The organism is Citrobacter sp. RHBSTW-00671, from assembly GCF_014103415.1.
In the GTDB taxonomy this organism is placed as follows: domain Bacteria; phylum Pseudomonadota; class Gammaproteobacteria; order Enterobacterales; family Enterobacteriaceae; genus Citrobacter.
On sequence record NZ_JABXPR010000001.1, the window covers coordinates 2,213,023 to 2,236,867 of the forward strand.

Below are 23,845 nucleotides of genomic sequence, written 5' to 3' on the forward strand. Positions count from 1 at the left end.
TTTCTGTTCCTTTATGTAAGTAATGGCTGTCAGAACAAGGTCAATCCAATGACAAAAATGACGCCTGAGAAGAGCAGGGCGGTGATGCAGTACCCCATGATGTCGCGCACACCCAATCCGGCGATCGCCAATGCAGGTAGCGCCCAGAACGGCTGCGCCATGTTCATCCACTGCTCGCCATAGGCGATAGCCATTACTGACTTACCGAGATCGGCGCCAAGCGCCTGAGCGGCTGGCATGACGAACGGTCCCTGAATAACCCAATGGCCGCCGCCAGATGGCACGGCAAAGTTAATCAGTGCTGAACTGAAGAAGGTCATCAGCGGGAAGGTGTCTTTGTTGGCGACGTTGATGAAGAACTCGGTAATCAATCCGCCGAGGCCAGAGTGCTCCATCATCAACTGAATACCGGCGTAGAAGGGGAACTGCACCAGGATGCCGGCGGTGCTACGTGCGGCAGCGCTAACGGCACGCATATAGGCCATAGGCGTTTTATGCAGCAGCAGACCGGCAATCATAAACATCAGGTTGACGGTGTTGATGGTGATGTTGAAGCCTTTCTCAGTGAAATAGAGGGCCAGATAAGCAATCCCTAATGCCCCGATTACCAGGGCCAGAATGCGGCTCTCTTCCAGTTTTTCCGATGGCGGGGCGTCGGGTGGCAGTTTTTTCTGGAAACCAGCTTCTTCCAGTAACAGCTTCGGATCGATGCTTACCACATCAGACGGTTTTGGCGTCATCATGCGTGTGATGAACGGCATCACGACGATCAGCGCCACGGTGATGAAGATGTTGAAACCGGTAAACAGCGTATCTGCGACCGGAATTAATCCTGCGACGTGCTCAACCGGGTTGCCTGGCGTTGCCGCCAGCAATGGCATTGAGCCGGAGAAGCCACCCCCCCAGGTGAGAAAACCGATGTAGGCGCAGGCAATCAGCAGGGGATAGTCGGAGCCGGGTACCCGGCGTGCGACTTCACGGGCAAACATCGCCCCCACGACCAGACCAAAACCCCAGTTGATGACGCAGGCGACCGAACCGAAAAACGTCACCAGCATGACACCCTGAGCGGGGGTTTTGGCGGCGGAGGCCGCCGTACGCAGCAGACTTTTCACCGGTCCTGAACTGGCTAACGCATGGCCTGTGACGATGATCAGCGCCATCTGCATGCCGAAAGCCAGCAGGTTCCAGAAACCATCACCCCAGAATCTCACCATGCTGACTGGCGTTTGTGGCGTCAGCCACAGCGCGATGCCGAAGGTCAACAGCGTTAGCAGCATGGCGAAAATCAGCGGGTCGGGCAGCCAGCGGCTGACCACGCGCGTCATAAAACGAGCAATGCGGCCGATCATGCATCACCTCGCAGGATAATCAGCTCGGCGGCGACATCAAACTGCGCTTCGGTTTTTTCACGCAGCATGGCGATATCGCATCCTTCTGCGATTTCCGTAAGCCACATTTTTCCGTCAATGAAGCGGAAAACGGCGAGTTCGGTGACCAGCATATGCACCGCATGTTGTGCCGTCAGCGGCATGGTGCAATGTCGGAGGATCTTCGCTGAGCCGTCTTTTGCGCAATGCTCCATCGCGATAATCACTTTGCGCGCGCCGGTCACCAGATCCATCGCCCCTCCCATGCCGGGAACCATTTTTCCGGGAACGACCCAGTTGGCGAGGTTGGCTTGTTCATCGACCTGTAACCCACCGAGCACGCAGGCATCGACATGGCCGCCGCGAATTAACGCAAACGACATGGCGCTATCAAACATGGCCGCGCCTGGTAAAATCCCGCACGGTTGCCCACCGGCGTTTACCAGGTCGGGATGCGCGGTCGTGACCGGACCCAGACCGAGAAAACCGTTTTCTGACTGCAATGTGATATGAATGTCAGCGGGCAGGTAGTTGGCAACCATCGTCGGCAGACCAATCCCCAGGTTGACGACATCCCCGTCGTGAAGCTCAAGCGCCACACGGCGCGCAATACGTTGTTTAGCATCCATGATTAGCTCTCCTGTGGAATGACGATATGGTCGATAACGGCACCGGGGGTAACGATCTGGTCTGGCTGGAGTTCACCGATCCCGACCATTTCATCCGGTTCAACCAGTGTGATGTCGGCGGCGAGGGCAATCAGTGGGTTAAAATTACGGGCGCTAAGTTGATAGGTCAGGTTGCCAAGCGTGTCGGCGCGGTGTGCACGGATCAGCGCCAGATCGGCACGTAATGGACGTTCGAGCAACCAGACTCTGCCATCGAGCGTCATGGTCTGCTTGCCATCTTCCACTACGGTGCCGACGCCGGTTGGTGTGAGAAAACCGCCAAGGCCTGCGCCACCGCAGCGAATTTGCTCAATCAGAGTGCCTTGCGGTACCAGTTGTACGTCCATTTCACCGGCAATCATGCGGCGACCGGTTTCAGGGTTGGTGCCAATGTGCGAGGCAATCACTTTGCTCACGCGGCCGTTGACGATTAAGGGGCCGATACCGGTATCGACAAATGCGGTATCGTTGGCAATTAACGTCAAATCCCTGACGCCAGATTCAAGTAAGGCTTCGACAAGGCGAGGTGGCGTGCCAACCCCCATAAAACCGCCGACCATGATGGTCATGCCGTCACGAAAGAAGCTCGCTGCGTCTTGTAAAGTAATCAGTTTTGTTTTCATTATGTTTCCCTTTTGCATACTCCATTTTGGGTACGCTCAGGGAATTGCAAGCCGGGTGCCAGAATGATAAATGGCGAAATTAATTTTTAATTATTTGAATTTTATGATTTATTTTTTATTGGCTGGTGAGGGGAAGGGAGAGTTGCTATGCAGAGTTTTGCGCAGTGTGCAAAATTCTGCATAGCAAATTTAGGTATCAGGAGCCTGACGGGTCAATACCATACTCTTGCAATTTGTACATCAGAGCGCGCCGACTGATCCCCAGCATTAGCGCGGTACGGGTGCGGTTGCCATCCTGATTGTCGAGCACCTCAAGGATGATGCGTTTTTCCTCACGCTTAATTTCTTCCTTCAGATTGCGTTCTCCGGTCTGAACTGCTTTTACCTCTGTTACGGTACTGACAGGCGATCGGAACTGCGCAGGCAGGTCTTCGGCAAAAATCACCGCACCGGTATTCATGACCACCGCGCGTTCGATGACGTTAGACAGTTCACGAATGTTCCCTGGCCATGGCCAGGCGGTAAGCATGGACATCGCCGTTGGATCGATCTCAATGATATCCCGCTGATTTTCTGAGCTAAATTTTTGTAAAAAGTGATTCGCTAACAGGGCGATGTCTTCGCGGCGTTCGCGTAACGGGGGAAGGGTCAGATGAATCACGTTAAGCCGATAAAACAGGTCTTCGCGGAACGTTCCTTCCTTCACCATTGTTTGCAGGCAGCGGTTGGTGGCGGCAACAATACGGATATCGACGCGGATAGTTTGGTGTCCGCCGATGCGCTCGAACTCTCTTTCCTGCAAAATACGCAGCAGTTTGGCCTGCAGAACCAGCGGCATTTCACCAATCTCGTCGAGCAGAAGCGTTCCCTGATGCGCACGTTCGAACAGTCCCTGGCGTAGGGTCTGTGCACCGGTAAATGCCCCCTTTTCGTGACCAAACAGTTCGCTTTCCAGTAAGGATTCCGGTAAGGCCGCACAGTTGATTTTGATAAAGGGACCGTTGGCGCGTTTACTGTTGTAGTGGATGGCGCGGGCAATCAGCTCTTTTCCTGTGCCACTTTCACCGCTAATTAGTACGTTCGCCTGTGAGAGGGCGATTTTTGCCGTGTCTTTACAAATATCCATCATCACCGGGCTGTTGGTCAGGATATGCCCCCATTGCCAGCTGGTGCTTAGCGCCTGATGTAGATTGCGGATCTCCTGCTTCATTGCCTGTAGCTGTAGTGCGCGCTGAATGACCAGATTGAGCTCATCCAAATCAAAGGGTTTAATCACATAGTCAAACGCGCCGCTACGGAGAGCTTCCACTGCGGTTTCCACTTCGGCGTAGGCCGTCATCAGAATAACGGGGATCCGCGGCTGCTGGGCGCGCATGACTTTCAGTGCATCAATACCGTCCATCTCTGGCATGCGGATGTCCATCAGTACCACGTCAGGATGCGTATCAGCAAACAGAGTCAGCGCGGCTTTTCCATCGCTGGCGCAGTGCGTTTCATGCCCTTGCAGGGAAAACGCAGTGGTAAGCATACGGCGAACATTTTCTTCGTCATCAACGATGAGAATTCGGTAGGTCGTTTTCATTCTGACGGATTTCCCTGCGGGTTAAGAGGTAAAATCAGGGTGAAGGTTGCGCCGCAGCCCGGCATACTTGTCACGTGGATATCCCCCTGATGCGCGTTGATAATGCGCTGGCTTAGTGCCAGTCCAAGACCCGTACCTGACGCTTTGGTCGTAAAGAAGGGGTCGAATATTTTCTTCTGAATAGCACTATCGATACCGTTGCCATTATCTTCAATCATCACCGCCTGCTGTGAGGCTGAGTATTGCCAGGTGCGGATGCGAATTTCGCCCCGTGCGGCTATCGCCTGCACCGCATTGATTAAAATATTGAGGATCACCTGCTTGAGGAGTTCGCGATCGGCGACGATGGCTGGCAGGCTGGCATCTAATTCCGTGGTAAACGCGATTCGAGCCTGTAGGCCTGCGGTTTGCACGAGGATCAGCGTTTCTTCAATCAACGCATTGAGCCGTACCTGCTGCCACTGGCTTTGCCGCGGGCGTGAGAAATCCAACAGTTGCTGGATGACTTTATTGATTGAGTCAATTTCGTTCAGCACAACGGATAAATATTCCTGATGTTCTGGTAAAGACGTTTGTTGGCGGATGATCTGGACATAGCCACGGATTGCCGTCAGCGGGTTACGTACCTCATGCGCCACTCCAGCCATCAACTCGCCGAGCGTCGCGAGCCTTTCCGTTTGTGCCAGTCGGCGCTGGGTCTCTTTGCGGGCCGTTAAATCAGAGAAAATCACCAGGGCTCCGATTAGCTCGCCATGCGCGTTATGGATCCGGCTGGTGGTGACGCTTATTTCAATGGTGCGGTCGCGACCAGGAAAACTCACCTCCTGGGCGACATGTTCGGTGCCGTGCTCCAGCGTATCCAGTACCGGGCTGGAAAACTGAGTATCGGCAAAGAGGGTTGCATAGGGTTGCCCGACCAGTTCATGCAACTGATAGCCAGTGATTTGCTCTGCCGCCGGGTTCATGGTGGTGACATCGCCCTGTCTGTCGATGGCAATGACGCCGTCTGCTGCGTTCTCAATAATCAGGTCGTTAAGGGTTTTGGTTTCCCGAAGCGTTTGTGCCAGCGCATTGACGCTGCGGCTGATTTGCCCCAGTTCGCCGGGCAGTTCAGGCAGGCGGGCTGGTGTTTTTTGCGCCAGCGTGGAGAGTCCGTCGGTGATAATGTCGATATTCGCACTGAGACGGCGAGAGAAAAGCACAATCAACAGCAGGCTACTGATGAGTCCGGCAGCCAGTACGGCAATGATCCTGACGTCCATTTTCCAGGCTTGCTGGCGGATATCTTCCGTCAGTTCATTCGCCCAGATATAGCCAATGACGTCACCCTGTCGTTCGATGGGGATCATGGAGTTGAGGATGTCGCCACGAACCTGTCGTCCGGAAAAAACCACAGGTGCGTTGCTGCGCATCACTTCGCGCCCGGGGTGATCCTCGGTGATGGTGATACCGACATTACTTTGGTACAACGCAGAGGGAGCGTAGGTGATGATTGCATCCAGTGCTTTGTTGTAATACCCCGCGCCGATGCCAGGAAATGCCCGGGTGATCCGTTCGGTGATGGGGCCCAACTCAAGATTTAGCGCCCGAATGCGCGCTTCACGCGGTAAATCCGCGTAGTGGCTAAAGCGATCGCCCAGCGCACCGTTAAGCAGAGTGAGCACCGATGACAGTTTTTTCTCTTTTTCAGATAAGACTGCTGACCGGCCTTCGGTTTCTACGATATAACCAATAGAAATCGTCGGTACAATGACCATCAGAATGGCCATCATGATCATTTGGTTGCGTAAACGTCGCGGGTATAAACGACGCGTCAGCCATCTCAGCTTGCGCATTCTCACATCCGTGCAGTGTTTTTTAGGCAAACGACGATTATCAGGGGTTAAGACAACGGTGTCAGAGCGGTGTATCATATTCCCGTAAAGAGAGGGCATTGCGACGCCGGACATTTACCGCTACCTTAACCACACTCTATTGATACCCTGAGGCGGAGCTTCGCCCCTTTGAAATACCTTGCTTCCGTTCATTCAACCCTAAAAGTCTCACGCTACCTGTTCAGAGCGCTGGCCTTACTGGTCTGGTGTCTGATTGCTTTTGCGTCGGTGTTCTACATTGTGAATGCGCTGCACCAGCGAGAGTCTGAGATCCGCCAGGAGTTTAATCTCAGCTCCGATCAGGCCCAACGCTACATTCAGCGTACTTCTGACGTGATAAAAGAGCTGAAATACATTGCTGAAAACCGGTTAACGGCAGAAAACGGCGTGATGTCATTGCGGGCACGGGATGATAAAACCGTGGTGCCGAATTTTGAACCGCTGTTTGCCGATTCCGACTGTGCGGTGATGGGTAATGCCTGGCGTGGCTCGCTGGAGTCATTGGCGTGGTTTATGCGCTACTGGCGCGACAATTTCTCAGCGGCTTATGATTTGAACCGCGTGTTTCTGATCGGCAGCGATAACCTCTGTATGGCCAATTTCGGTCTGCGGGATATGCCTGTCGAACGTGACGAGGCGCTGAAAGCGCTGCATGAGCGCATCATTAAGTATCGCAATGCGCCGCAGGAAGAAAACGGCAATAACCTGTTCTGGATAAGCCAGGGACCGCGTCCGGGGGTGGGGTATTTTTATGCGCTGACGCCGGTCTATCTTGCCAATCGTCTGCAGGCGTTGCTGGGTGTGGAACAGCCGATTCGCATGGAGAACTTCTTCACGCCTGGCAGTTTGCCGATGGGGGTGACAATCCTTGATGAAAATGGTCATGCGCTGATCTCACTCACCGGTCCTGAAGGCGCTATTAAGTCTGAACCGCGCTGGATGCAGGAGCGCTCGTGGTTTGGCTACACGCCGGGTTTTCGCAACCTGGTGTTGAAGAAAAACCTGCCGCCGTCATCGCTCAGTATTGTGTACTCCGTGCCGGTCGATCTGGTGCTGGAGCGGATACGCATGATGATCCTGAATGCGGTTCTGCTGAATGTGCTGGTAGGTGCGGCGTTGTTTATGCTGACGCGCATGTATGAGCGGCGTATTTTTATTCCAGCGGAAAGCGATGCCCAGCGCCTGGAAGAGCATGAGCAGTTTAACCGTAAAATCGTGGCTTCTGCGCCGGTCGGTATTTGTATTCTGCGCACAATTGATGGCATTAACATTCTGAGCAACGAGCTGGCACATACCTATCTCAACATGCTGACGCATGAAGACAGGCAACGGCTGACGCAAATTATCTGCGGCCAGCAGGTTAATTTCGTCGATGTGCTGACCAGCAATAATACCAATCTGCAAATCAGCTTTGTGCATTCACGTTATCGCAATGAGAACGTAGCGATATGCGTCCTGGTCGATGTGAGTGCGCGTGTGAAAATGGAAGAGTCGTTACAGGAGATGGCGCAGGCGGCGGAACAGGCCAGCCAGTCAAAATCAATGTTCCTTGCGACGGTGAGTCATGAATTACGCACGCCGCTGTATGGCATTATCGGCAACCTCGACCTGCTGCAAACGAAAGAACTGCCCAGCGGAGTGGATCGCCTGGTGACGGCGATGAATAACTCCTCCAGCCTGTTGTTGAAGATTATCAGCGATATTCTTGATTTCTCGAAAATTGAATCCGAACAGTTGAAGATTGAACCGCGTGAATTTTCACCGCGGGAAGTGATGAGCCATATTACGGCCAACTATCTGCCGCTGGTAGTACGCAAGCAACTGGGATTGTACTGTTTCATCGAACCGGATGTGCCTGTGGCATTAAATGGCGATCCGATGCGCTTACAGCAGGTCATTTCTAACCTGTTGAGTAATGCGATTAAATTCACTGATACCGGCTGTATTGTGCTGCATGTTCAGTGCAGCGGCGACTACCTCAGCATTCGTGTGCGTGATACTGGCGTGGGGATCCCGGCTAAAGAAGTCGTTCGCCTGTTCGATCCCTTCTTCCAGGTGGGGACGGGCGTGCAGCGTAATTTCCAGGGGACCGGGTTGGGTCTGGCTATCTGTGAGAAACTGATCAGCATGATGGACGGGGATATTTCCGTCGATTCTGAACCGGGGATGGGGAGCCAGTTTACGCTGCGGATACCGCTGTATGGTGCCCAGTACCCACAGAATAAAAGCGTGGACGGTCTTGCCAGTACCCGCTGCTGGCTGGCGGTGCGAAACGCGTCACTCTATCACTTTATCGAATCCAGCCTCACGCGCACCGGGATGACGCTGCTGCGTTATGAGGGACAGCAACCTGATGCAAATGATGTATTGATTGCTGATGATGTGCAGGATCAGGCATGGCAGGGACGAGCCACGGTGATTTTCTGTCGTCGCCACATTGGTATTCCGCTGGAAAGAACGCCTGGGGAGTGGGTGCACAGCGTAGCATCACCGCACGAGTTGCCCGCGCTGCTGGCGCATATTTACAGCGTTGAACTGGGCAGTGAAGCGCTTTCCACCGCACTGCCAGCTCCGGACAAAGTGGGCGCCACAAACGATGACATGATGATTCTGGTGGTTGACGATCATCCGATTAACCGTCGTTTGTTGGCCGATCAGCTAGGATCGTTGGGGTATCAGTGTAAAACTGCTAACGACGGTGTGGACGCGCTCAATGTGTTGAGTAAAAACCATATTGATATTGTGCTGAGCGACGTCAACATGCCGAATATGGATGGCTATCGTTTGACGCAGCGTATTCGCCAACTGGGGCTAACGCTGCCGGTGATTGGTGTGACGGCCAATGCTCTGGCGGAAGAGAAGCAGCGTTGTCTGGAGTCGGGAATGGACAGCTGTTTGTCCAAGCCGGTGACGTTAGACGTGCTGAAGCAGACGCTAACGGTCTATGCGGAACGCGTGAGAAAAACGCGGGGATAAAAGGGGCAGGGTAGCGGCGTTTGCCTTATCCGGCCTACAGAACATACACAACGCTATATAGTTCGTAGGCCAGATAAACGCGGTGCCATCAGGCAGATGATATGGAAACCGAATTACTCTTTGTCTGACGGGCTTAGCGTCACGGATGACAGGTAATTCAGCAGGGCGATATCGTTTTCCACGCCGAGCTTCATCATTGCAGACTTTTTCTGGCTACTGATGGTTTTAATACTGCGATTGAGCTTTTTAGCGATTTCAGTCACCAGGAAACCTTCGGCAAACAGGCGCAGAACTTCACTTTCTTTCGGTGACAGGCGTTTGTCGCCATAGCCGCTGGCGCTGATTTTTTCCAGCAGGCGAGAGACACTTTCCGGGGTGAATTTCTTACCTTTTTGCAGCGCCGCCAGCGCCTTAGGCAGGTCAGTTGGCGCACCTTGTTTCAGCACGATCCCTTCAATGTCGAGATCCAGTACCGCGCTCAGGATGGCCGGGTTGTTGTTCATGGTCAAAACGATGATCGACAGGCTCGGGAAATGGCGTTTGATATATTTAATTAACGTGATCCCATCACCGTATTTATCTCCCGGCATTGAGAGATCGGTAATCAACACATGAGCATCTAATTTAGGCAAATTGTTGATCAGTGCAGTGGAGTCTTCAAATTCGCCGACAACGTTCACCCACTCGATTTGTTCAAGTGATTTACGAATACCGAACAGTACAATCGGATGGTCATCGGCAATAATTACGTTCATAGTGTTCATGTATTGGGCTACCTTGCTACAGCAAGCTCTTGACGTAAACGTCAATGTCGCTGATGTACTTTTCTATACCTGGAGCATCTTTCTCTTGAATAAGATGTTCCAGCGCTTCACATAACTGCTTGCCGGGTACCAGATTAAGCATGGCAAACACGCCTTTCAGGCGATGGGCCGTTTGGGCTAACGCAGCGAAATCGCTGGTTGCTGCCTCAGTATACAACCTCTTAACATCATCCGGTACTGTGTCTACAAAGAGTGCATAGTAACCACTGGCATGAAGTTCGGCGTTTTCATCACCGCCGAGGGGGAGTTCCTGGATCTCTTCTTGCGCCAGTTGTTCTTCTATTAGCTCCAGGACAGCTTCCTGCATAGCATTGCTCATATTAAAGTTGACGCGCAGCTGACCGGGGCCAATTTTTCGCACGCCAGACTCATCATCGCTTAAAAGCAAGCCCGAGGCAGTAAGATTAGACGGATTATCAGTGATAAAGAGATCATATTCTTGACTATTCAGTCGCTCATCGGGCGTGATGCAGGTTGCCCCCCAGTTTTCCAGCTGACGCAATACAATGCTGCGTACGTCATTCGAGGTGACGTCAACCATCACGCTGACGTCATCCAACAGCCGTTCTTCATTATCAGCATGTTGGTCATGCAGCGGCATCTTAACATGGACGATATAACGCGTTCCAAGTTCTTCCCGCGCTTTAATATTCAGATGTCCACCCAGTTTGCGTGCGAGCTGATCGCACAACCAGAACGTGAGTGGATTCGCTTTGCCATATCGATCGCTCTGCGTGTCATTGCTGAACGGGAAGTGCAGATTATCAATTTCATTCAGCGCGACGCCTTCCCCGGTATCCAGAATACGGAAGGTCAGACGCTCTGCCTCCGACTCATCCTGGTCGACGTCCAGCGTAATTTTGCCAATCTGCGTTGTGGTCACGGCATATTGAATGAGCAGCAGCAAAATACGACGCAGGGCATCGCGGTCGCCACGGCGCTCATCATTGGCGCTCAGATGATTTTTAATCAGCAGCTGTAACCCTTTACGCTTGATGGCGGGTAATACTTCAGGCACGACGTCGTCAATTAACGCCTGCACGGAAAACAGCGTTGATTCACTTTTCCAGTCATCGCTTTCCAGAAGATTGGCCAACTGAATCTCATCGACCATACGTACCAGAACGTCTGCCTGGTTTGCCAGTTTGTGGCTGTCGGGCGTATTGAGTGCGGCAGCATTGATGGCCAGCGTTTTGGCAGGATCTTTCAGTGCGCTACCAATGTTTTGCATAAAGGCAGCGCGTGCCTGTTGGTTTTTCTCATACAGTCGCTGCGCTTGTTTTAGCTTTTTATTGACCAGTACTTCGCGATCCTGGTCGCGAATGATAAAGATCTGCGTGCGGGCTGAGATCTGGCTGCGGAACAGCCTGATCTCATACAATTCATTATTGATTGTGGCCTGGATGACCCCCTGATGCTGCTCCGCCATACTGGTGATATTTTGCAGATTTAAATGTGGCAGCAGATGGTCGGCAATTTTATTGCTGATAACCGTGCGGTTGGATTCCTGGTCGTGCACCAATAACCCCAACGGCAGCAGCGAAACAATTTCTTCATTGATTGCACGCAGCACCCGGAGTTCATTATTTGCGGCAAGGTTTGGCGCCACTTCGTTTGAGCGGGCAGGGAGGTGGCGGAAAGTGGTATAGCCAAACAGCGCTAGCGCCAGCAGAGCAATATTCAGTAACAGCGGCAGCAGAATGCTTTGCAGCGTATCAAGCAGTAATGAACCAAAGGGAACCTGCCAGACCAGTCGCATATCCGTTGAATTTAGCGCTGAGGAGATCTCAATCTTGCTATTGTTAAAGTTGATGCTGACGCTGTCAGGCGACTCTTTTTCACTGAGATGCTCAGCCGTAGACGTGGCATCAGGCTCCAGGTGAAAACTGTCCAACTGCATGCCCGGCGGGATCAAATCATTAATCGGCAGGTCAAACGCGACCACGGTTGCCAGATGCCCTGGCTGATTAAAGGTAGTGCGTAACGTGAAGTAATGGCCGTTTTGCCAGACCAGACGGCGAAGGGACGAGAAGCTTTCACGCTCATCAAGCGCATTGGCCTGTTGTAACATTTCAGCGCGGCGCGAATCGACAATGTTGCCAATTGTCGATTCTTTAAAGCCGGAGGTGAGATCTTTCAGCGGCAGCGTCGAGATAAGAATCAGGCTATTGTCCTGACCATTCAGATAATACATTGACCATGGGACATTCTCCGCGCCCCACAGTGTATCCAGATAGGTTGAGATACGCTGGGTCATTTCCAGCGTAGAACTGTCATGCGAACCGAAAATCAGCGCTTCAGTCTTTCTACGGGGTTTTTCAAGATAGTAGACATCTTGCTTGAGCCGGGTTTCCTGTAACCCGTCGGCAGTCGATGAGTTGGCTGTCGCTGCAATATTGTCATAGATTTGCCAGGTCACGTATCGCCAGGTATCCACCCTTTTATGAATTGCGTGGGTGATATCGACAATCTGATAGCTCTTATCTTTTAGCCAGGTGTTGACCGCGCTCTGGACCATCACGCCCATCATCACCAACAGCACCACGATCAGTAATAAGAAGAAACGGGTAATACTTCCCGGAAGCAGGGAGAATCGGGTAGAAGCCGTTGTGTCAGACTGACTCATTCGTGTTTATGACCTGTTAAAACGACGCTAAAGATGAAGGGGCAGTATAAAGGGTAATGTATGAATTGCCATACTTACGCAACATCCGCTGAGCTGCATTTTTTATTGCTGTGTACCGTTGCCAGGCAGGCAATGCAAACATGTACAGCCGGTCACTATCAGTACAAATAGAGGTATGAAAACGACAGATTTAGCATTAAATAACAAGAAATTATTTGTCTGATTTATATGTGATGGTGAACAGGTGAGATAGTTAATAGTCGTTATAGTTATTCATCGGTAGCACAGAACCGTGACGTTTGTGTAAAGAAGGGTAAAAAAAAACCGAACGCAGAGCATTCGGCTGAAATAGGGGTAAACAGACATTCATGAATGAATGACGGTAATAAATAAAGTTAATGATGATAGCGAGTCTATTTTAGTTGCGAGTGAAGATTTTGTTTTATCATTCAGTGCTATGGTTGTGTTTTGTATAATTTATTGATTTATATGTATTTTTCAACAATTCTTGACTATTCGTGCTTATTCTCCCCATTTTCTTAATTAAAAAAAGTTCCCTTTTGTTAATATTTGGAAACATCTATATCGATAAATGAAACATCTTTAAAGTATTAGTATCATATTCGTGTTGGATTATTCTGTGTTTTTGCGGAGAATGAAGTTGCCGACTGGTTAATGAGGGTTAGCCAGTGAGCAGTGGCATAAAAAAGCAATAAAGGCATATAACAGAGGGTTAATAACATGAAAGTTAAAGTACTGTCCCTCCTGGTACCGGCTCTGCTGGTAGCAGGCGCAGCAAATGCGGCTGAAATTTACAACAAAGACGGCAACAAATTAGATCTGTACGGTAAAGTCGACGGTCTGCACTATTTCTCCGACAACAAAGGCGATGATGGTGACAAGACCTATATGCGTATCGGCTTCAAAGGCGAAACCCAGGTTAACGATCAACTGACCGGTTACGGCCAGTGGGAATACCAGATTCAAGGTAACCAGAGTGAAGCCAGCAACGACGCTTGGACGCGTGTGGCCTTCGCAGGTCTGAAATTCGCTGATGCAGGTTCTTTCGACTACGGTCGTAACTACGGCGTCACTTATGATGTCACATCCTGGACCGACGTCCTGCCGGAATTCGGCGGCGATACCTACGGCGCTGACAACTTCATGCAGCAGCGTGGTAACGGTTATGCAACCTACCGTAACACTGACTTCTTCGGTCTGGTTGATGGTCTGAACTTTGCCCTGCAGTATCAGGGTAAAAACGGCAGCGTTAGCGGTGAAAACGTAAGCGGCCGCAGCTTGCTGACTCAGAACGGCGACGGTTACGGCGGATCTGTAACCTATGATATCGGCGCTGGTTTTGGTATTGGTGGTGCTATCACGACGTCTAAACGTACTGCTGACCAGAACGCGACGCGCGCTTCTCTCTTTGGCAATGGTGATCGTGCAACCGTTTATACCGGTGGTCTGAAATACGACGCCAACAATGTTTACCTGGCTGCACAGTATTCCCAGTCCTATAACGCGACCCGTTTCGGTACCTCTAACGGTAGTAACCCGACTGCGGCTTATGGTTTCGCAGATAAAGCACAGAACTTTGAAGTTGTGGCACAGTACCAGTTTGATTTCGGTCTGCGTCCGTCCGTGGCTTACCTGCAATCCAAAGGTAAAGACATTAACAATGGCTTCACCAACTACGGTGACCAGGATATCGTGAAATATGTTGATGTTGGCGCGACCTACTACTTCAACAAAAACATGTCTACCTATGTTGATTACAAAATCAACCTGCTGGATGATAACAACTTTACCCGCGATGCTGGTATCGCGACAGATGATATCGTAGCACTGGGTCTGGTTTACCAGTTCTAATCTGCATTTATTTCTATCAAAGGCCCTACGGGGCCTTTTTTAATGCCGTTTTTCTGACGTACAAACACTCTTTTTTGGTGTACTCTTGCGCCCGTTTTCATAAGGGTAATCACGTATGGATATGATTTTTTGCCGTGCAGCGCTCCTGGCTGTAACACTCTTTTTTGTCGGGTGCGATGAGGCCCCGAAATCAACTCAGACTCCGTCCTCAACCGCGACAGTCCTGGAAGGCAAAACCATGGGCACTTTCTGGCGGGTCAGTGTGGTTGGCGTGGATGCCAAACGCGCCGGGGAGTTGCAGGAGAAGATCCAGACGCAGCTCGATGCTGATGATCAACTGCTTTCTACCTATAAGAATGATTCTGCGCTGATGCGTTTTAACCTGTCAAAAAGCCTGTCACCGTGGCCGGTGAATGATGCGCTGGCGGATATTGTGACATCGGCGTTACGTATTGGCGCAAAAACCGACGGCGCGATGGACATCACCGTCGGTCCGTTGGTGAACCTGTGGGGCTTTGGTCCACAGCAGCAACCGCTGCATACACCTACGCAGGCAAGAATTGATGCGGCAAAAGCGCAAACCGGGCTTGCACATCTGAAGGTGGTTAATGAGGCGCACCAGAATTATCTGCAGAAAGATCTGCCGGCGCTGTATGTTGATCTCTCCACCGTGGGGGAAGGGTATGCGGCTGACCATCTGGCGCGATTGATGGAACAGGAAGGGATCGCCCGCTATCTGGTTTCTGTTGGTGGTGCTCTGAACAGCCGTGGAATGAATGCCGAGGGGCAACCGTGGCGTGTGGCAATACAGAAACCGACCGATCGTGAAAACGCGGTGCAGGCGATTGTCGATATCAACGGACATGGCATCAGCACCTCCGGTAGCTATCGCAACTATTACGAACTGGACGGTAAACGTCTGTCCCATGTCATCGATCCGCAAACCGGTCGTCCGATCGAACACAATCTGGTCTCTGTGACGGTGATTGCACCCACGGCGCTGGAAGCCGATGGCTGGGATACAGGATTGATGGTCCTCGGCCCGCAAAAGGCTAAAGAAGTCGTGCGTCGCGAAGGGTTGGCGGTGTATATGATTGTTAAAGAAGGCGACGGGTTTAAAACCTGGATGTCGCCGCAATTTAAAAGCTTCCTGGTCAGCGAAAAAAATTAAAAAGCAAGATTGCGGGTTTTTATAACCCGCAATGCGGACACACTGAGGCTAAGCGCTATGCTTAACAAAGGAGTCCATCATGACAAATCTCTTACACATAACTGATGATGAACGCTGGCAGTCTGTGCTGGACCGTGACGCGGGTGCTGACGGTCAGTTTGTTTTTGCTGTTCAGACGACCGGCATTTTCTGTCGGCCGTCCTGTCGGGCAAAACACGCGCTGCGCAAAAATGTCAGTTTCTTCGCGGATGCTGAGCAGGCACAGGCGGCAGGGTTTCGTCCCTGCAAACGCTGCCAGCCGGACAAAGACAGCGCACAACAGCAGCGGCTGGACAAAATAGCCCACGCCTGTCAGTTGCTGGAGCAGGAGTCCCCCCTCACACTTGAGGCGCTTGCGCAGCATGTTGCGATGAGCCCGTTTCACCTGCATCGCCTGTTCAAAGCAACCACCGGGATGACCCCTAAAGCCTGGCAACAGTCATGGCGTGCCCGCCGCCTGCGTGACGCGCTGGCAAAAGGCGTGCCGGTCACACAGGCGATTCTTGACGCCGGATTCCCCGACAGCAGCAGCTATTACCGCAAAGCGGATCAGGCATTAGGCATGACCGCCAGGCAATTTCGTCAAGGCGGCGGTAATGTTTCTGTGCGCTATACCCTCGCAGATTGCGCTCTGGGTCGCTGCCTGGTCGCGGAAAGTGAACGGGGTATCTGCGCGATCTTGCTGGGCGACGACGATGCTACGCTGATCGCAGAATTGCATGAACTGTTTCCGACGGCACGTGATGAGCCCGCCGATGCGGAGTTTCAACAACATGTGCGTGAGGTGATTGCCGTGATTAACACGCGCAATACTGCACTGTCACTGCCGCTGGATATTCAGGGAACCGCCTTTCAGCAACAGGTATGGCAAGCGCTGCGGGCAATCCCTTGTGGTGAGACGGTGAGTTATCAGCAACTGGCCAGCACTATCGGCAAGCCGAAGGCGGTGCGTGCCGTCGCCAGTGCCTGCGCGGCGAACAAACTGGCTATTGTGATCCCGTGTCACCGCGTAATCCGTGGCGACGGCGCGCTTTCTGGCTATCGTTGGGGAATAACGCGCAAGGCGCAGCTATTGCAACGTGAAGCCACCCGCGAGGAAACCTAATGCTCGATCTCTTTGCCGATGAGAAACCCTGGCACGAGCCGCTGGCGTCAGGTGCGGTGATTTTGCGGCGTTTTGCATTTGAATACGCACCCGCTTTACTGCAGGCAATCGCGGCGACAGCCAGGCAGTCGCCGTTTCGCCAGATGGTCACCCCTGGCGGTTATACGATGTCGGTAGCCATGACGAATTGCGGCCATCTGGGGTGGACAACGGATCAACATGGCTACCTCTATTCACCGGTCGACCCATTAACTGGCGCTCACTGGCCGCCATTACCCGAGGTCTTTGCTGAGCTGTGCCAACAGGCGGCAACGGCCGCAGGCTATCCTGATTTTCAACCGGATGCTTGCCTTATTAATCGCTATACGCCGGGGGCAAAACTGTCTTTACATCAGGATAAAGATGAGCCTGACCTGCGAGCGCCTATCGTCTCTGTATCGCTGGGCCTGCCGGCAATTTTTCAGTTTGGTGGCTTACGGCGCAACGATCCCTTAAAGCGAGTTTTGCTGGAACATGGTGATGTGGTGGTATGGGGGGGAAACTCGCGGCTGTTTTATCACGGCGTCCAGCCGCTTAAGACAGGGTATCATCCGTTGACGGGGGATTGTCGCTACAACCTGACGTTTCGCCAGGCAGGTAAAAAAGAATAAAAATAAGAATTATTATTGCTGTGAGCGAAGAGATGTTTAAACTGCGGGCTGTTATTACTTGTCCGGGTTGTTTGCATGGAACTTTTACTTCTTGTCTGGCGGCAGTATCGCTGGCCATTTATCAGCGTCATGGCGCTCAGCCTTGCCAGTGCCGCGCTGGGGATTGGACTGATTGCGTTTATTAATCAGCGCCTGATTGAAACGGTCGACACCACGCTGATGGTGCTACCGGAGTTTCTTGGCCTGCTGCTGTTACTGATGGTCGTCACCCTCGGTTCACAGCTGGCGCTCACCACGCTGGGACACCACTTTGTCTACCGTCTGCGTAGCGAATTTATCAAACGTATTCTGGACACCCACGTCGAGCGTATCGAGCAAATCGGTAGCGCCTCGTTACTGGCCGGTTTAACCAGCGATATCCGTAACATTACCATTGCCTTTGTGCGCCTGCCTGAGCTGGTGCAGGGGATTATTTTGACCGTGGGGTCAGCGGCGTATCTGGCCATGTTGTCGACCAAAATGCTGCTGGTGACGGCAATCTGGATGGCAATCACCATCTGGGGCGGATTTGTGCTGGTGGCGCGGGTGTATAAACACATGGCTACCCTGCGTGAAACCGAAGACAAGCTGTACAACGACTACCAGACGGTGCTGGAAGGGCGCAAAGAGCTGACGCTCAACCGTGAGCGTGCAGAGCATATCTTTAACCAGCTGTACGTCCCGGATGCCAAAGAATACCGCCACCATATTATTCGTGCTGATACCTTCCACCTGAGCGCGGTCAACTGGTCGAATATTATGATGCTGGGCGCCATTGGCCTGGTATTCTGGATGGCCAACAGTCTGGGGTGGGCTGATACCGCGGTGGCGGCAACCTATTCGCTGACGTTGCTATTCCTGCGCACGCCGCTGCTCTCTGCCGTCGGCGCGCTGCCGACGCTGCTGACGGCACAGGTGGCGTTCAACAAGCTGAATAAGTTCTCCCTGGCCCCCTTCAAGGCAGAATTCCCGCGGCCAACCGCATTTCCGGACTGGCAAACGCTGGAGTTGCGTGACGTAGTTTTCCATTATCAGGATAATGCGTTCTCCGTTGGGCCAGTGAATCTGACCATTCGTCGTGGTGAATTGATCTTCCTGATTGGCGGTAACGGCAGCGGTAAATCTACGCTGGCGATGTTGCTGACCGGGTTGTACCAGCCGCAGTCTGGTGAGATTTTACTGGATGGCAAGGCGGTTGCTGTCGAAAAACCGGAGGACTACCGTAAGCTGTTCTCTGCAGTGTTTACCGACGTCTGGCTGTTTGACAAATTGCTGGGGCCCGAAGGCAGAGAGGCTTCTCCGGCGCTGGTCGCGAAGTGGCTGGAACATCTGCAAATGGCGCACAAGCTGGAGCTGAACGACGGACGCATTCTCAACCTGAAGCTGTCGAAAGGGCAGAAAAAGCGTGTGGCGCTGTTGCTGGCATTAGCGGAGGAGCGCGACATTATTCTGCTGGATGAATGGGCCGCCGATCAGGACCCGCATTTCCGGCGTGAATTCTACCAGGTATTGTTGCCGCTGATGCAGGAGATGGGCAAAACCATTTTTGCCATTAGTCATGACGATCATTACTTTATTCATGCAGACCGTTTGCTGGAAATGCGTAATGGGCAATTGAGTGAACTGTTGGGCGATGAGCGTGATGCAGCCTCACGTGATGCGGTGGCTCGCACAGCATGATCCCATATGCCGCCGGTTTTTTATCCAGCCGGCGGCCTCGTTTATTGTTATTTACATAATTCGGCATCATGATTAATGATATTTCATATCATGGATTTATGATTGATGTCCGTAATAAACAAAAATAGCGCCAGGCTACGTGATGAAGAACGTGCCCGCCTGATCTGGCTGCTGACCACTGATAAAGCCATTATTTCAACGCTGTTGGGCAAGCTTACCCTGGCTGAGCAATATGACGTCGGTACTCTGGCCGACGATATTGCTGAGGTAGGGGCACTGGTGGAGCATTTGCCGCCACCCGATCTGGCCGATACCCTCGAAGCATTACCCTCCGAAGAGCGTCACGCGCTGTGGCGGCTAATTCAAAGCGACAAGCGTGGTTATGTGCTGCTGGAAGCGTCCGAAAACGTCTGGGACGATCTGATCGATGAAATGTCGGACCGGGAGTTGCTCGACGCGCTGCAATACCTCGACATCGACGAGCAGATTTACGTGGTGCAGCATTTACCGCGTAACCTGACCGGTCGACTGCTGGCGACGTTGCCGGCGGAAGAGCGGGCGCGCGTGCGCCAGGTGATGCACTACGAGAAAAATCGCGTCGGTGCGATCATGGAGTTCGAAGTCATTACCGTGCGCCCGGACGTGACGCTGGAGGTGGTACAGCGCTACCTGCGACGGCTGGGTAAAATGCCGGAGAACACCGATAAACTCTTCGTCACCGATCGTAATAAAGTACTGGTGGGCGAGCTGACCTTAACCTGTATTCTGCTCAATGATGTGCAGCGCAAAGTCAGTGAGGTGATGGAAGACGATCCGCTCACCTTTGCTCCGGAAGATATCGCCGAGCATGCCGCGCGTACCTTTGAACGCGACAACCTGGTCAGTGCGGCGGTGGTGGACCCAACAGGTAAGCTGATGGGGCGATTAACCATCGATGAGATCGTCGATGTGGTGTATGAAGAAACGGACACCGATCTGCGTCGGATGGGGGGTTTAAGCGCCGGAGAAGATGTCTTTGCCCCGGTCACCAAAGCAGTAAAAACCCGTTGGGCCTGGCTGGCCGTCAATCTCTGCACCGCGTTTATCGCATCACGCGTCATTGACGGTTTTGAACACACGATTTCACAGCTGGTGGCGCTGGCCTCGCTCATGCCCATCGTGGCGGGGATCGGCGGCAACACCGGTAATCAGACCATCACCATGATTGTCCGCGCGCTGGCGCTGCAAAACATTCAGCCAGGAAACCTGACGTTCCTGATCCTGCGTGAAATGGGCGTGGCGGTGATTAACGGGCTGGTCTGGGGTGGGATTATGGGCGGCATCACCTGGTGGTTGTACGATGACATGGCGCTGGGCGGCGTGATGACCCTGGCAATGATGCTTAATCTGTTAATGGCAGCGCTGATGGGGGTGATCATTCCAATGACGATGGTCAAGCTCGGACGCGATCCGGCGGTCGGCTCCAGCGTCATGATTACCGCTATCACCGACACCGGCGGATTCTTTATTTTTCTGGGTCTGGCGACGCTGTTTTTGATGTAGACGCCCGTTTCCCTCTGACGATGCGCGGCAGTATCAACATCGTAACCACGCCGGCAACCACGCCAATCGCCAGGTTGCCGGTAGAGACTGTCGCGGCGACGGTAACCAACATTGCCAGCGTTTCGGCGACCGGCATGTTGGCCAGCGTCGTGGGTCGGATACTGTGCCAGCTAAACGTTTTTACCGCCACAATCACCATAATTCCCGCCAGTACTGACATCGTTATCTTTGCCATCACCTCGCTGAGTGCGGTGACCAGCAGCAACAGCACCAGCCCGGCGGCGAACGTAGAGACGCGGCTGCGTCCTTTACCCATCTCAACGTTAACAATCGTTTGACCAATCATCGCGCATCCGGCGATACCGCCATAAAACCCGGCCAGAATATTGGCTATCCCCAGCCCCGTACTTTCACGATTTTTATTCGAGGGCGTGACCGTCAGATCGTCAACCAGTCGGGCGGTAAGCAGCGACTCCATCAAGCCGACAAAGGCAATACTCAGCGCGCAGGGCCAGATAATCGCCAACGTGTGCAGGTTGAGAGGCACTAACAGCTGTGTGAATCCGGGTAATCCACCGCTCATTGAGCCTTCGTCACCGACGGTAGGCAATAACTGCCCGCTGGTCACGGTGAAGACCGTCAGCAGCACGATGGCAATCAGCGGCGCGGGAATGCTTTTAATAAACCGCGGTACCCACAGCACGATAAGCAGCGTCAGAACAAACAGCCCCCAAATCAACGGGCTTTTCCCCCAGAAGTGCGGAACCTGAGCAAAGAAAATCAAAATACCCAGCGCGTTGACAAAACCGGTCATCACTGCCGTGGGGATGAACCGCATCAAACGCGCCATGCCTAACACACCAAACAGGATCTGAATAATCCCGGCCAGCACTACCGCTGGCAGGATGTATTGCACGCCGTGTTGATGCACCATCGGGCCAATGACTAATGCCACCGATCCTGCAGCGGCGGTAACCATTGCCGGACGCCCACCTAAAAAGGACATCGCCAGGCACAGTACGATCGAGGCTATCAGGCTGACTTTAGGGTCCACGCCGGCGATAACTGAAAACGAAATCACTTCCGGGATCAGCGCCAGGGCGGTTACCACACCAGCCAGCGTTTCACGAACCAGCAGGCGGGGTTGGCGTAACACGGTGCGGGTGGTGTGTTCTGCCACCGCGGCAGGGGAAGAGTGTGTTGCAGACATAGTTACTCTCAGGTCAGAAAAGGCCTGATGACAGCAGACCGACAGGCATCCGTGCGGTGAATAGCAAAGCGCAGCATAGTACCCGTCTGACGGGGAGGTTTCCAGAAATGATTGTCAATAACCGTATAAAGAATCAACGTATTAATAACATTTTTAAAATTTAAATATAATTTATAAACAATATTTAATTATTTTTACTTAAGTGTTACCGTTGTTACCGCTCGATTTTCACCTGCACTAAAAGCAAAAAGCGATACTAAAAGTAAGGCATTAACATTATGAAAAAAGTGACTGCCATGCTCTTCACCATGGCTGTAGGGCTGAACGTTGTCTCAATGGCGGCAAAAGCGAAAGCGGCGGAAGAGCAGGAAACGGATGTACTGTTGATTGGCGGCGGCATCATGAGCGCCACGCTGGGAACCTATTTACAGGAGCTGGAGCCGCAATGGTCAATGACCATGGTTGAGCGACTGGATGGTGTAGCGCAGGAAAGCTCAAACGGCTGGAATAACGCCGGAACCGGCCACTCCGCGCTGATGGAGCTGAACTACACGCCTAAAAAGGCCGACGGTAGCATCAGCATTGAAAAGGCAGTCGAAATTAACGAAGCCTTCCAGATTTCCCGCCAGTTTTGGGCCTATCAGGTCAATAATGGCGTAATGCATGAACCACGCTCGTTTATCACCACCGTTCCGCACATGAGTTTTGTCTGGGGCGACGAGAACGTGAATTTCCTGCGTGCCCGTTACACGGCACTCCAGCAAAGCACCCTGTTCCGCGGTATGCGCTACTCTGAAGATCACGCGCAGATTAAAGAGTGGGCGCCGCTGGTCATGGAAGGTCGCGATCCGCAGCAGAAAGTTGCGGCCACGCGTACCGAGATTGGTACTGACGTGAACTACGGCGAAATCACGCGCCAACTGATTACCTCATTACAGAAAAAGCCCAACTTTGCGCTGCAGTTGAGCACCGAAGTGCGTGGCTTTAAGCGTAATGCCGACAATAGCTGGACGGTCACGGTCGCCGATCTGAAAAATAACGAAGCGGAACACGATATCAAGGCGAAGTTTGTCTTTATCGGTGCCGGTGGCGCTGCGCTGAAGCTGTTGCAGGAAACCGACATTCCGGAAGCGAAAGGCTATGCCGGATTCCCGGTGGGTGGTCAGTTCCTGGTGGCGGAAAACCCTGATGTGGTCAATCGTCACCTGGCGAAAGTGTATGGTCAGGCATCCGTCGGCGCGCCGCCGATGTCCGTACCGCACATCGATACCCGTATCCTTGATGGCAAACGCGTGGTGCTGTTTGGGCCGTTCGCGACCTTCTCCACTAAATTCCTGAAAAACGGTTCATTGTGGGATCTGCTCAGTTCTACTACCACGTCCAACTTTATGCCAATGGTGAATGTGGGTCTGGATAACTTCGATCTGGTGAAATATCTGGTGAGCCAGGTGATGCTCAGCGACGACGATCGTTTTGCTGCGCTGCAAGAGTACTATCCGCAGGCGAAAAAAGAAGACTGGCGTTTGTGGCAAGCGGGCCAGCGCGTGCAGATCATCAAAAGCGATGCTGAGAAGGGCGGCGTTCTGCGTCTGGGAACCGAAGTGGTCAGCGATAAAGAGGGAACCATTGCTGCGCTACTGGGCGCATCACCGGGGGCATCAACCGCGGCACCGATCATGCTGCATCTGATGGAAAAAGTGTTTAAAGATAAAGTTGCCAGTCCGCAATGGCAGGCGAAGCTGAAAACGATTATTCCGTCTTATGGCACCAAGCTGAACGGCAACGTTGATGCGACGGAGCAAGAGCTGCAATACACCAGCGAAGTACTGGGTCTGAAGTACGATAAACCGCAGGTCGCTGATGAAGCACCGAAACCACAGCTAAAACCACAGGCGCAACCGCAACCTGAGCAGAAAGCCGTGGCGGATATCGCGCTGTAAAAAAAGGCCGGATCGCGCTGCGCTTATCCGGCCTACTTCTACTTCATGCGTCTG

16 protein-coding genes are annotated in these 23,845 nt (G+C 52.6%); 8 read left to right on the plus strand and 8 right to left on the minus strand.

All coding sequences use genetic code 11. The features are described 5' to 3' along the window. Positions 1-29: 29 nt before the first annotated feature. The 5 genes from HV261_RS10475 to atoS form a co-directional block, all read right to left on the minus strand. Positions 30-1,352: a TIGR00366 family protein gene (locus HV261_RS10475; RefSeq protein ID WP_202038219.1), complete on the minus strand. Its 1,323-nt coding sequence runs from the start codon at positions 1,350-1,352 to the stop codon at positions 30-32. After that, positions 1,349-1,999, minus strand: coding sequence for a 3-oxoacid CoA-transferase subunit B (locus HV261_RS10480; RefSeq protein ID WP_202038220.1), 651 nt, complete (start codon positions 1,997-1,999; stop codon positions 1,349-1,351). The genes HV261_RS10475 and HV261_RS10480 overlap by 4 nt, the downstream gene beginning before the upstream one ends. Before the next feature lie 2 nt (positions 2,000-2,001). Then, positions 2,002-2,661: an acetate CoA-transferase subunit alpha gene (atoD, locus tag HV261_RS10485; protein ID WP_202038221.1), complete on the minus strand. Its 660-nt coding sequence runs from the start codon at positions 2,659-2,661 to the stop codon at positions 2,002-2,004. Positions 2,662-2,857: 196 nt separating this feature from the next. Beyond that, the gene (gene atoC, locus HV261_RS10490; protein ID WP_202038222.1) at positions 2,858-4,243 is read right to left on the minus strand and encodes an acetoacetate metabolism transcriptional regulator AtoC; all 1,386 of its coding nucleotides are present in this window, start codon (positions 4,241-4,243) and stop codon (positions 2,858-2,860) included. Continuing rightward, on the minus strand, positions 4,240-6,078 hold the full coding sequence (gene atoS / locus HV261_RS10495) for a two-component system sensor histidine kinase AtoS (protein WP_202038223.1): 1,839 nt from the start codon (positions 6,076-6,078) through the stop codon (positions 4,240-4,242). The genes atoC and atoS overlap by 4 nt, the downstream gene beginning before the upstream one ends. 168 nt (positions 6,079-6,246) lie before the next feature. On the opposite strand from atoS, the gene rcsC reads away from it, so the two are divergent. Further along, positions 6,247-9,093, plus strand: a complete 2,847-nt coding sequence (gene rcsC, locus HV261_RS10500) for a two-component system sensor histidine kinase RcsC (protein WP_202038224.1) — start codon at positions 6,247-6,249, stop codon at positions 9,091-9,093. A gap of 113 nt (positions 9,094-9,206) precedes the next feature. Here rcsC and rcsB read toward each other — a convergent pair whose 3' ends face one another. Both rcsB and rcsD read right to left on the minus strand, forming a co-directional pair. Next, positions 9,207-9,857, minus strand: a complete 651-nt coding sequence (rcsB, locus tag HV261_RS10505; RefSeq protein ID WP_003027592.1) for a response regulator transcription factor RcsB — start codon at positions 9,855-9,857, stop codon at positions 9,207-9,209. 16 nt (positions 9,858-9,873) lie between these two features. Next, positions 9,874-12,543 carry a phosphotransferase RcsD gene (rcsD, locus tag HV261_RS10510; protein ID WP_202038225.1) on the minus strand — a complete coding sequence of 890 codons (2,670 nt, stop codon included), beginning with the start codon at positions 12,541-12,543 and terminating at the stop codon, positions 9,874-9,876. Between the two features lie 741 nt (positions 12,544-13,284). Between rcsD and HV261_RS10515 the strand changes: the two genes are divergently transcribed. The 6 genes from HV261_RS10515 (at position 13,285) to mgtE (ending at position 20,641) form a co-directional block, all read left to right on the plus strand. Continuing rightward, positions 13,285-14,415: a porin OmpC gene (locus HV261_RS10515; RefSeq protein WP_202038226.1), complete on the plus strand. Its 1,131-nt coding sequence runs from the start codon at positions 13,285-13,287 to the stop codon at positions 14,413-14,415. A 115-nt stretch (positions 14,416-14,530) separates the two neighbouring features. After that, positions 14,531-15,586, plus strand: coding sequence for an FAD:protein FMN transferase ApbE (apbE, locus tag HV261_RS10520; RefSeq protein ID WP_202038227.1), 1,056 nt, complete (start codon positions 14,531-14,533; stop codon positions 15,584-15,586). A gap of 79 nt (positions 15,587-15,665) precedes the next feature. Further along, on the plus strand, positions 15,666-16,730 hold the full coding sequence (ada, locus tag HV261_RS10525) for a bifunctional DNA-binding transcriptional regulator/O6-methylguanine-DNA methyltransferase Ada (RefSeq protein ID WP_202038228.1): 1,065 nt from the start codon (positions 15,666-15,668) through the stop codon (positions 16,728-16,730). Further along, positions 16,730-17,380 (plus strand): DNA oxidative demethylase AlkB, encoded by a 651-nt coding sequence (alkB, locus tag HV261_RS10530; protein ID WP_202038229.1) that lies wholly within the window; start codon positions 16,730-16,732, stop codon positions 17,378-17,380. The genes ada and alkB overlap by 1 nt, the downstream gene beginning before the upstream one ends. Positions 17,381-17,455: 75 nt before the next feature. After that, complete coding sequence (locus HV261_RS10535) at positions 17,456-19,099, plus strand: multidrug ABC transporter permease/ATP-binding protein (RefSeq protein ID WP_202038230.1); 1,644 nt, start codon at positions 17,456-17,458, stop codon at positions 19,097-19,099. 105 nt (positions 19,100-19,204) lie between these two features. Further along, a complete protein-coding gene (gene mgtE, locus HV261_RS10540) occupies positions 19,205-20,641 on the plus strand; it encodes a magnesium transporter (RefSeq protein WP_202038231.1) in 1,437 nt (478 codons plus the stop codon). Here the strand turns inward: mgtE and HV261_RS10545 are convergent. Further along, on the minus strand, positions 20,604-21,851 hold the full coding sequence (locus tag HV261_RS10545) for a SulP family inorganic anion transporter (protein WP_202038232.1): 1,248 nt from the start codon (positions 21,849-21,851) through the stop codon (positions 20,604-20,606). The two genes, mgtE and HV261_RS10545, sit on opposite strands and share 38 nt — an antisense overlap. Before the next feature lie 278 nt (positions 21,852-22,129). Here HV261_RS10545 and mqo point away from each other — a divergent pair, with 278 nt between their 5' ends. After that, a complete protein-coding gene (mqo, locus tag HV261_RS10550) occupies positions 22,130-23,791 on the plus strand; it encodes a malate dehydrogenase (quinone) (RefSeq protein WP_202038233.1) in 1,662 nt (553 codons plus the stop codon). Positions 23,792-23,845 lie beyond the last annotated feature (54 nt).

What these genes read in the sequence shown, in the direction of transcription:
- HV261_RS10475 (WP_202038219.1), bottom strand. Translation starts at nt 1,352, where the DNA reads ATGATCGGCCGCATTGCTCGTTTTATGACGCGCGTGGTCAGCCGCTGG.
- HV261_RS10480 (WP_202038220.1), bottom strand. Translation starts at nt 1,999, where the DNA reads ATGGATGCTAAACAACGTATTGCGCGCCGTGTGGCGCTTGAGCTTCAC.
- atoD (WP_202038221.1), bottom strand. Translation starts at nt 2,661, where the DNA reads ATGAAAACAAAACTGATTACTTTACAAGACGCAGCGAGCTTCTTTCGT.
- atoC (WP_202038222.1), bottom strand. Translation starts at nt 4,243, where the DNA reads ATGAAAACGACCTACCGAATTCTCATCGTTGATGACGAAGAAAATGTT.
- atoS (WP_202038223.1), bottom strand. Translation starts at nt 6,078, where the DNA reads ATGCGCAAGCTGAGATGGCTGACGCGTCGTTTATACCCGCGACGTTTA.
- rcsB (WP_003027592.1), bottom strand. Translation starts at nt 9,857, where the DNA reads ATGAACACTATGAACGTAATTATTGCCGATGACCATCCGATTGTACTG.
- rcsD (WP_202038225.1), bottom strand. Translation starts at nt 12,543, where the DNA reads ATGAGTCAGTCTGACACAACGGCTTCTACCCGATTCTCCCTGCTTCCG.
- HV261_RS10515 (WP_202038226.1), top strand. Translation starts at nt 13,285, where the DNA reads ATGAAAGTTAAAGTACTGTCCCTCCTGGTACCGGCTCTGCTGGTAGCA.
- apbE (WP_202038227.1), top strand. Translation starts at nt 14,531, where the DNA reads ATGGATATGATTTTTTGCCGTGCAGCGCTCCTGGCTGTAACACTCTTT.
- ada (WP_202038228.1), top strand. Translation starts at nt 15,666, where the DNA reads ATGACAAATCTCTTACACATAACTGATGATGAACGCTGGCAGTCTGTG.
- alkB (WP_202038229.1), top strand. Translation starts at nt 16,730, where the DNA reads ATGCTCGATCTCTTTGCCGATGAGAAACCCTGGCACGAGCCGCTGGCG.
- HV261_RS10535 (WP_202038230.1), top strand. Translation starts at nt 17,456, where the DNA reads ATGGAACTTTTACTTCTTGTCTGGCGGCAGTATCGCTGGCCATTTATC.
- mgtE (WP_202038231.1), top strand. Translation starts at nt 19,205, where the DNA reads ATGTCCGTAATAAACAAAAATAGCGCCAGGCTACGTGATGAAGAACGT.
- HV261_RS10545 (WP_202038232.1), bottom strand. Translation starts at nt 21,851, where the DNA reads ATGTCTGCAACACACTCTTCCCCTGCCGCGGTGGCAGAACACACCACC.
- mqo (WP_202038233.1), top strand. Translation starts at nt 22,130, where the DNA reads ATGAAAAAAGTGACTGCCATGCTCTTCACCATGGCTGTAGGGCTGAAC.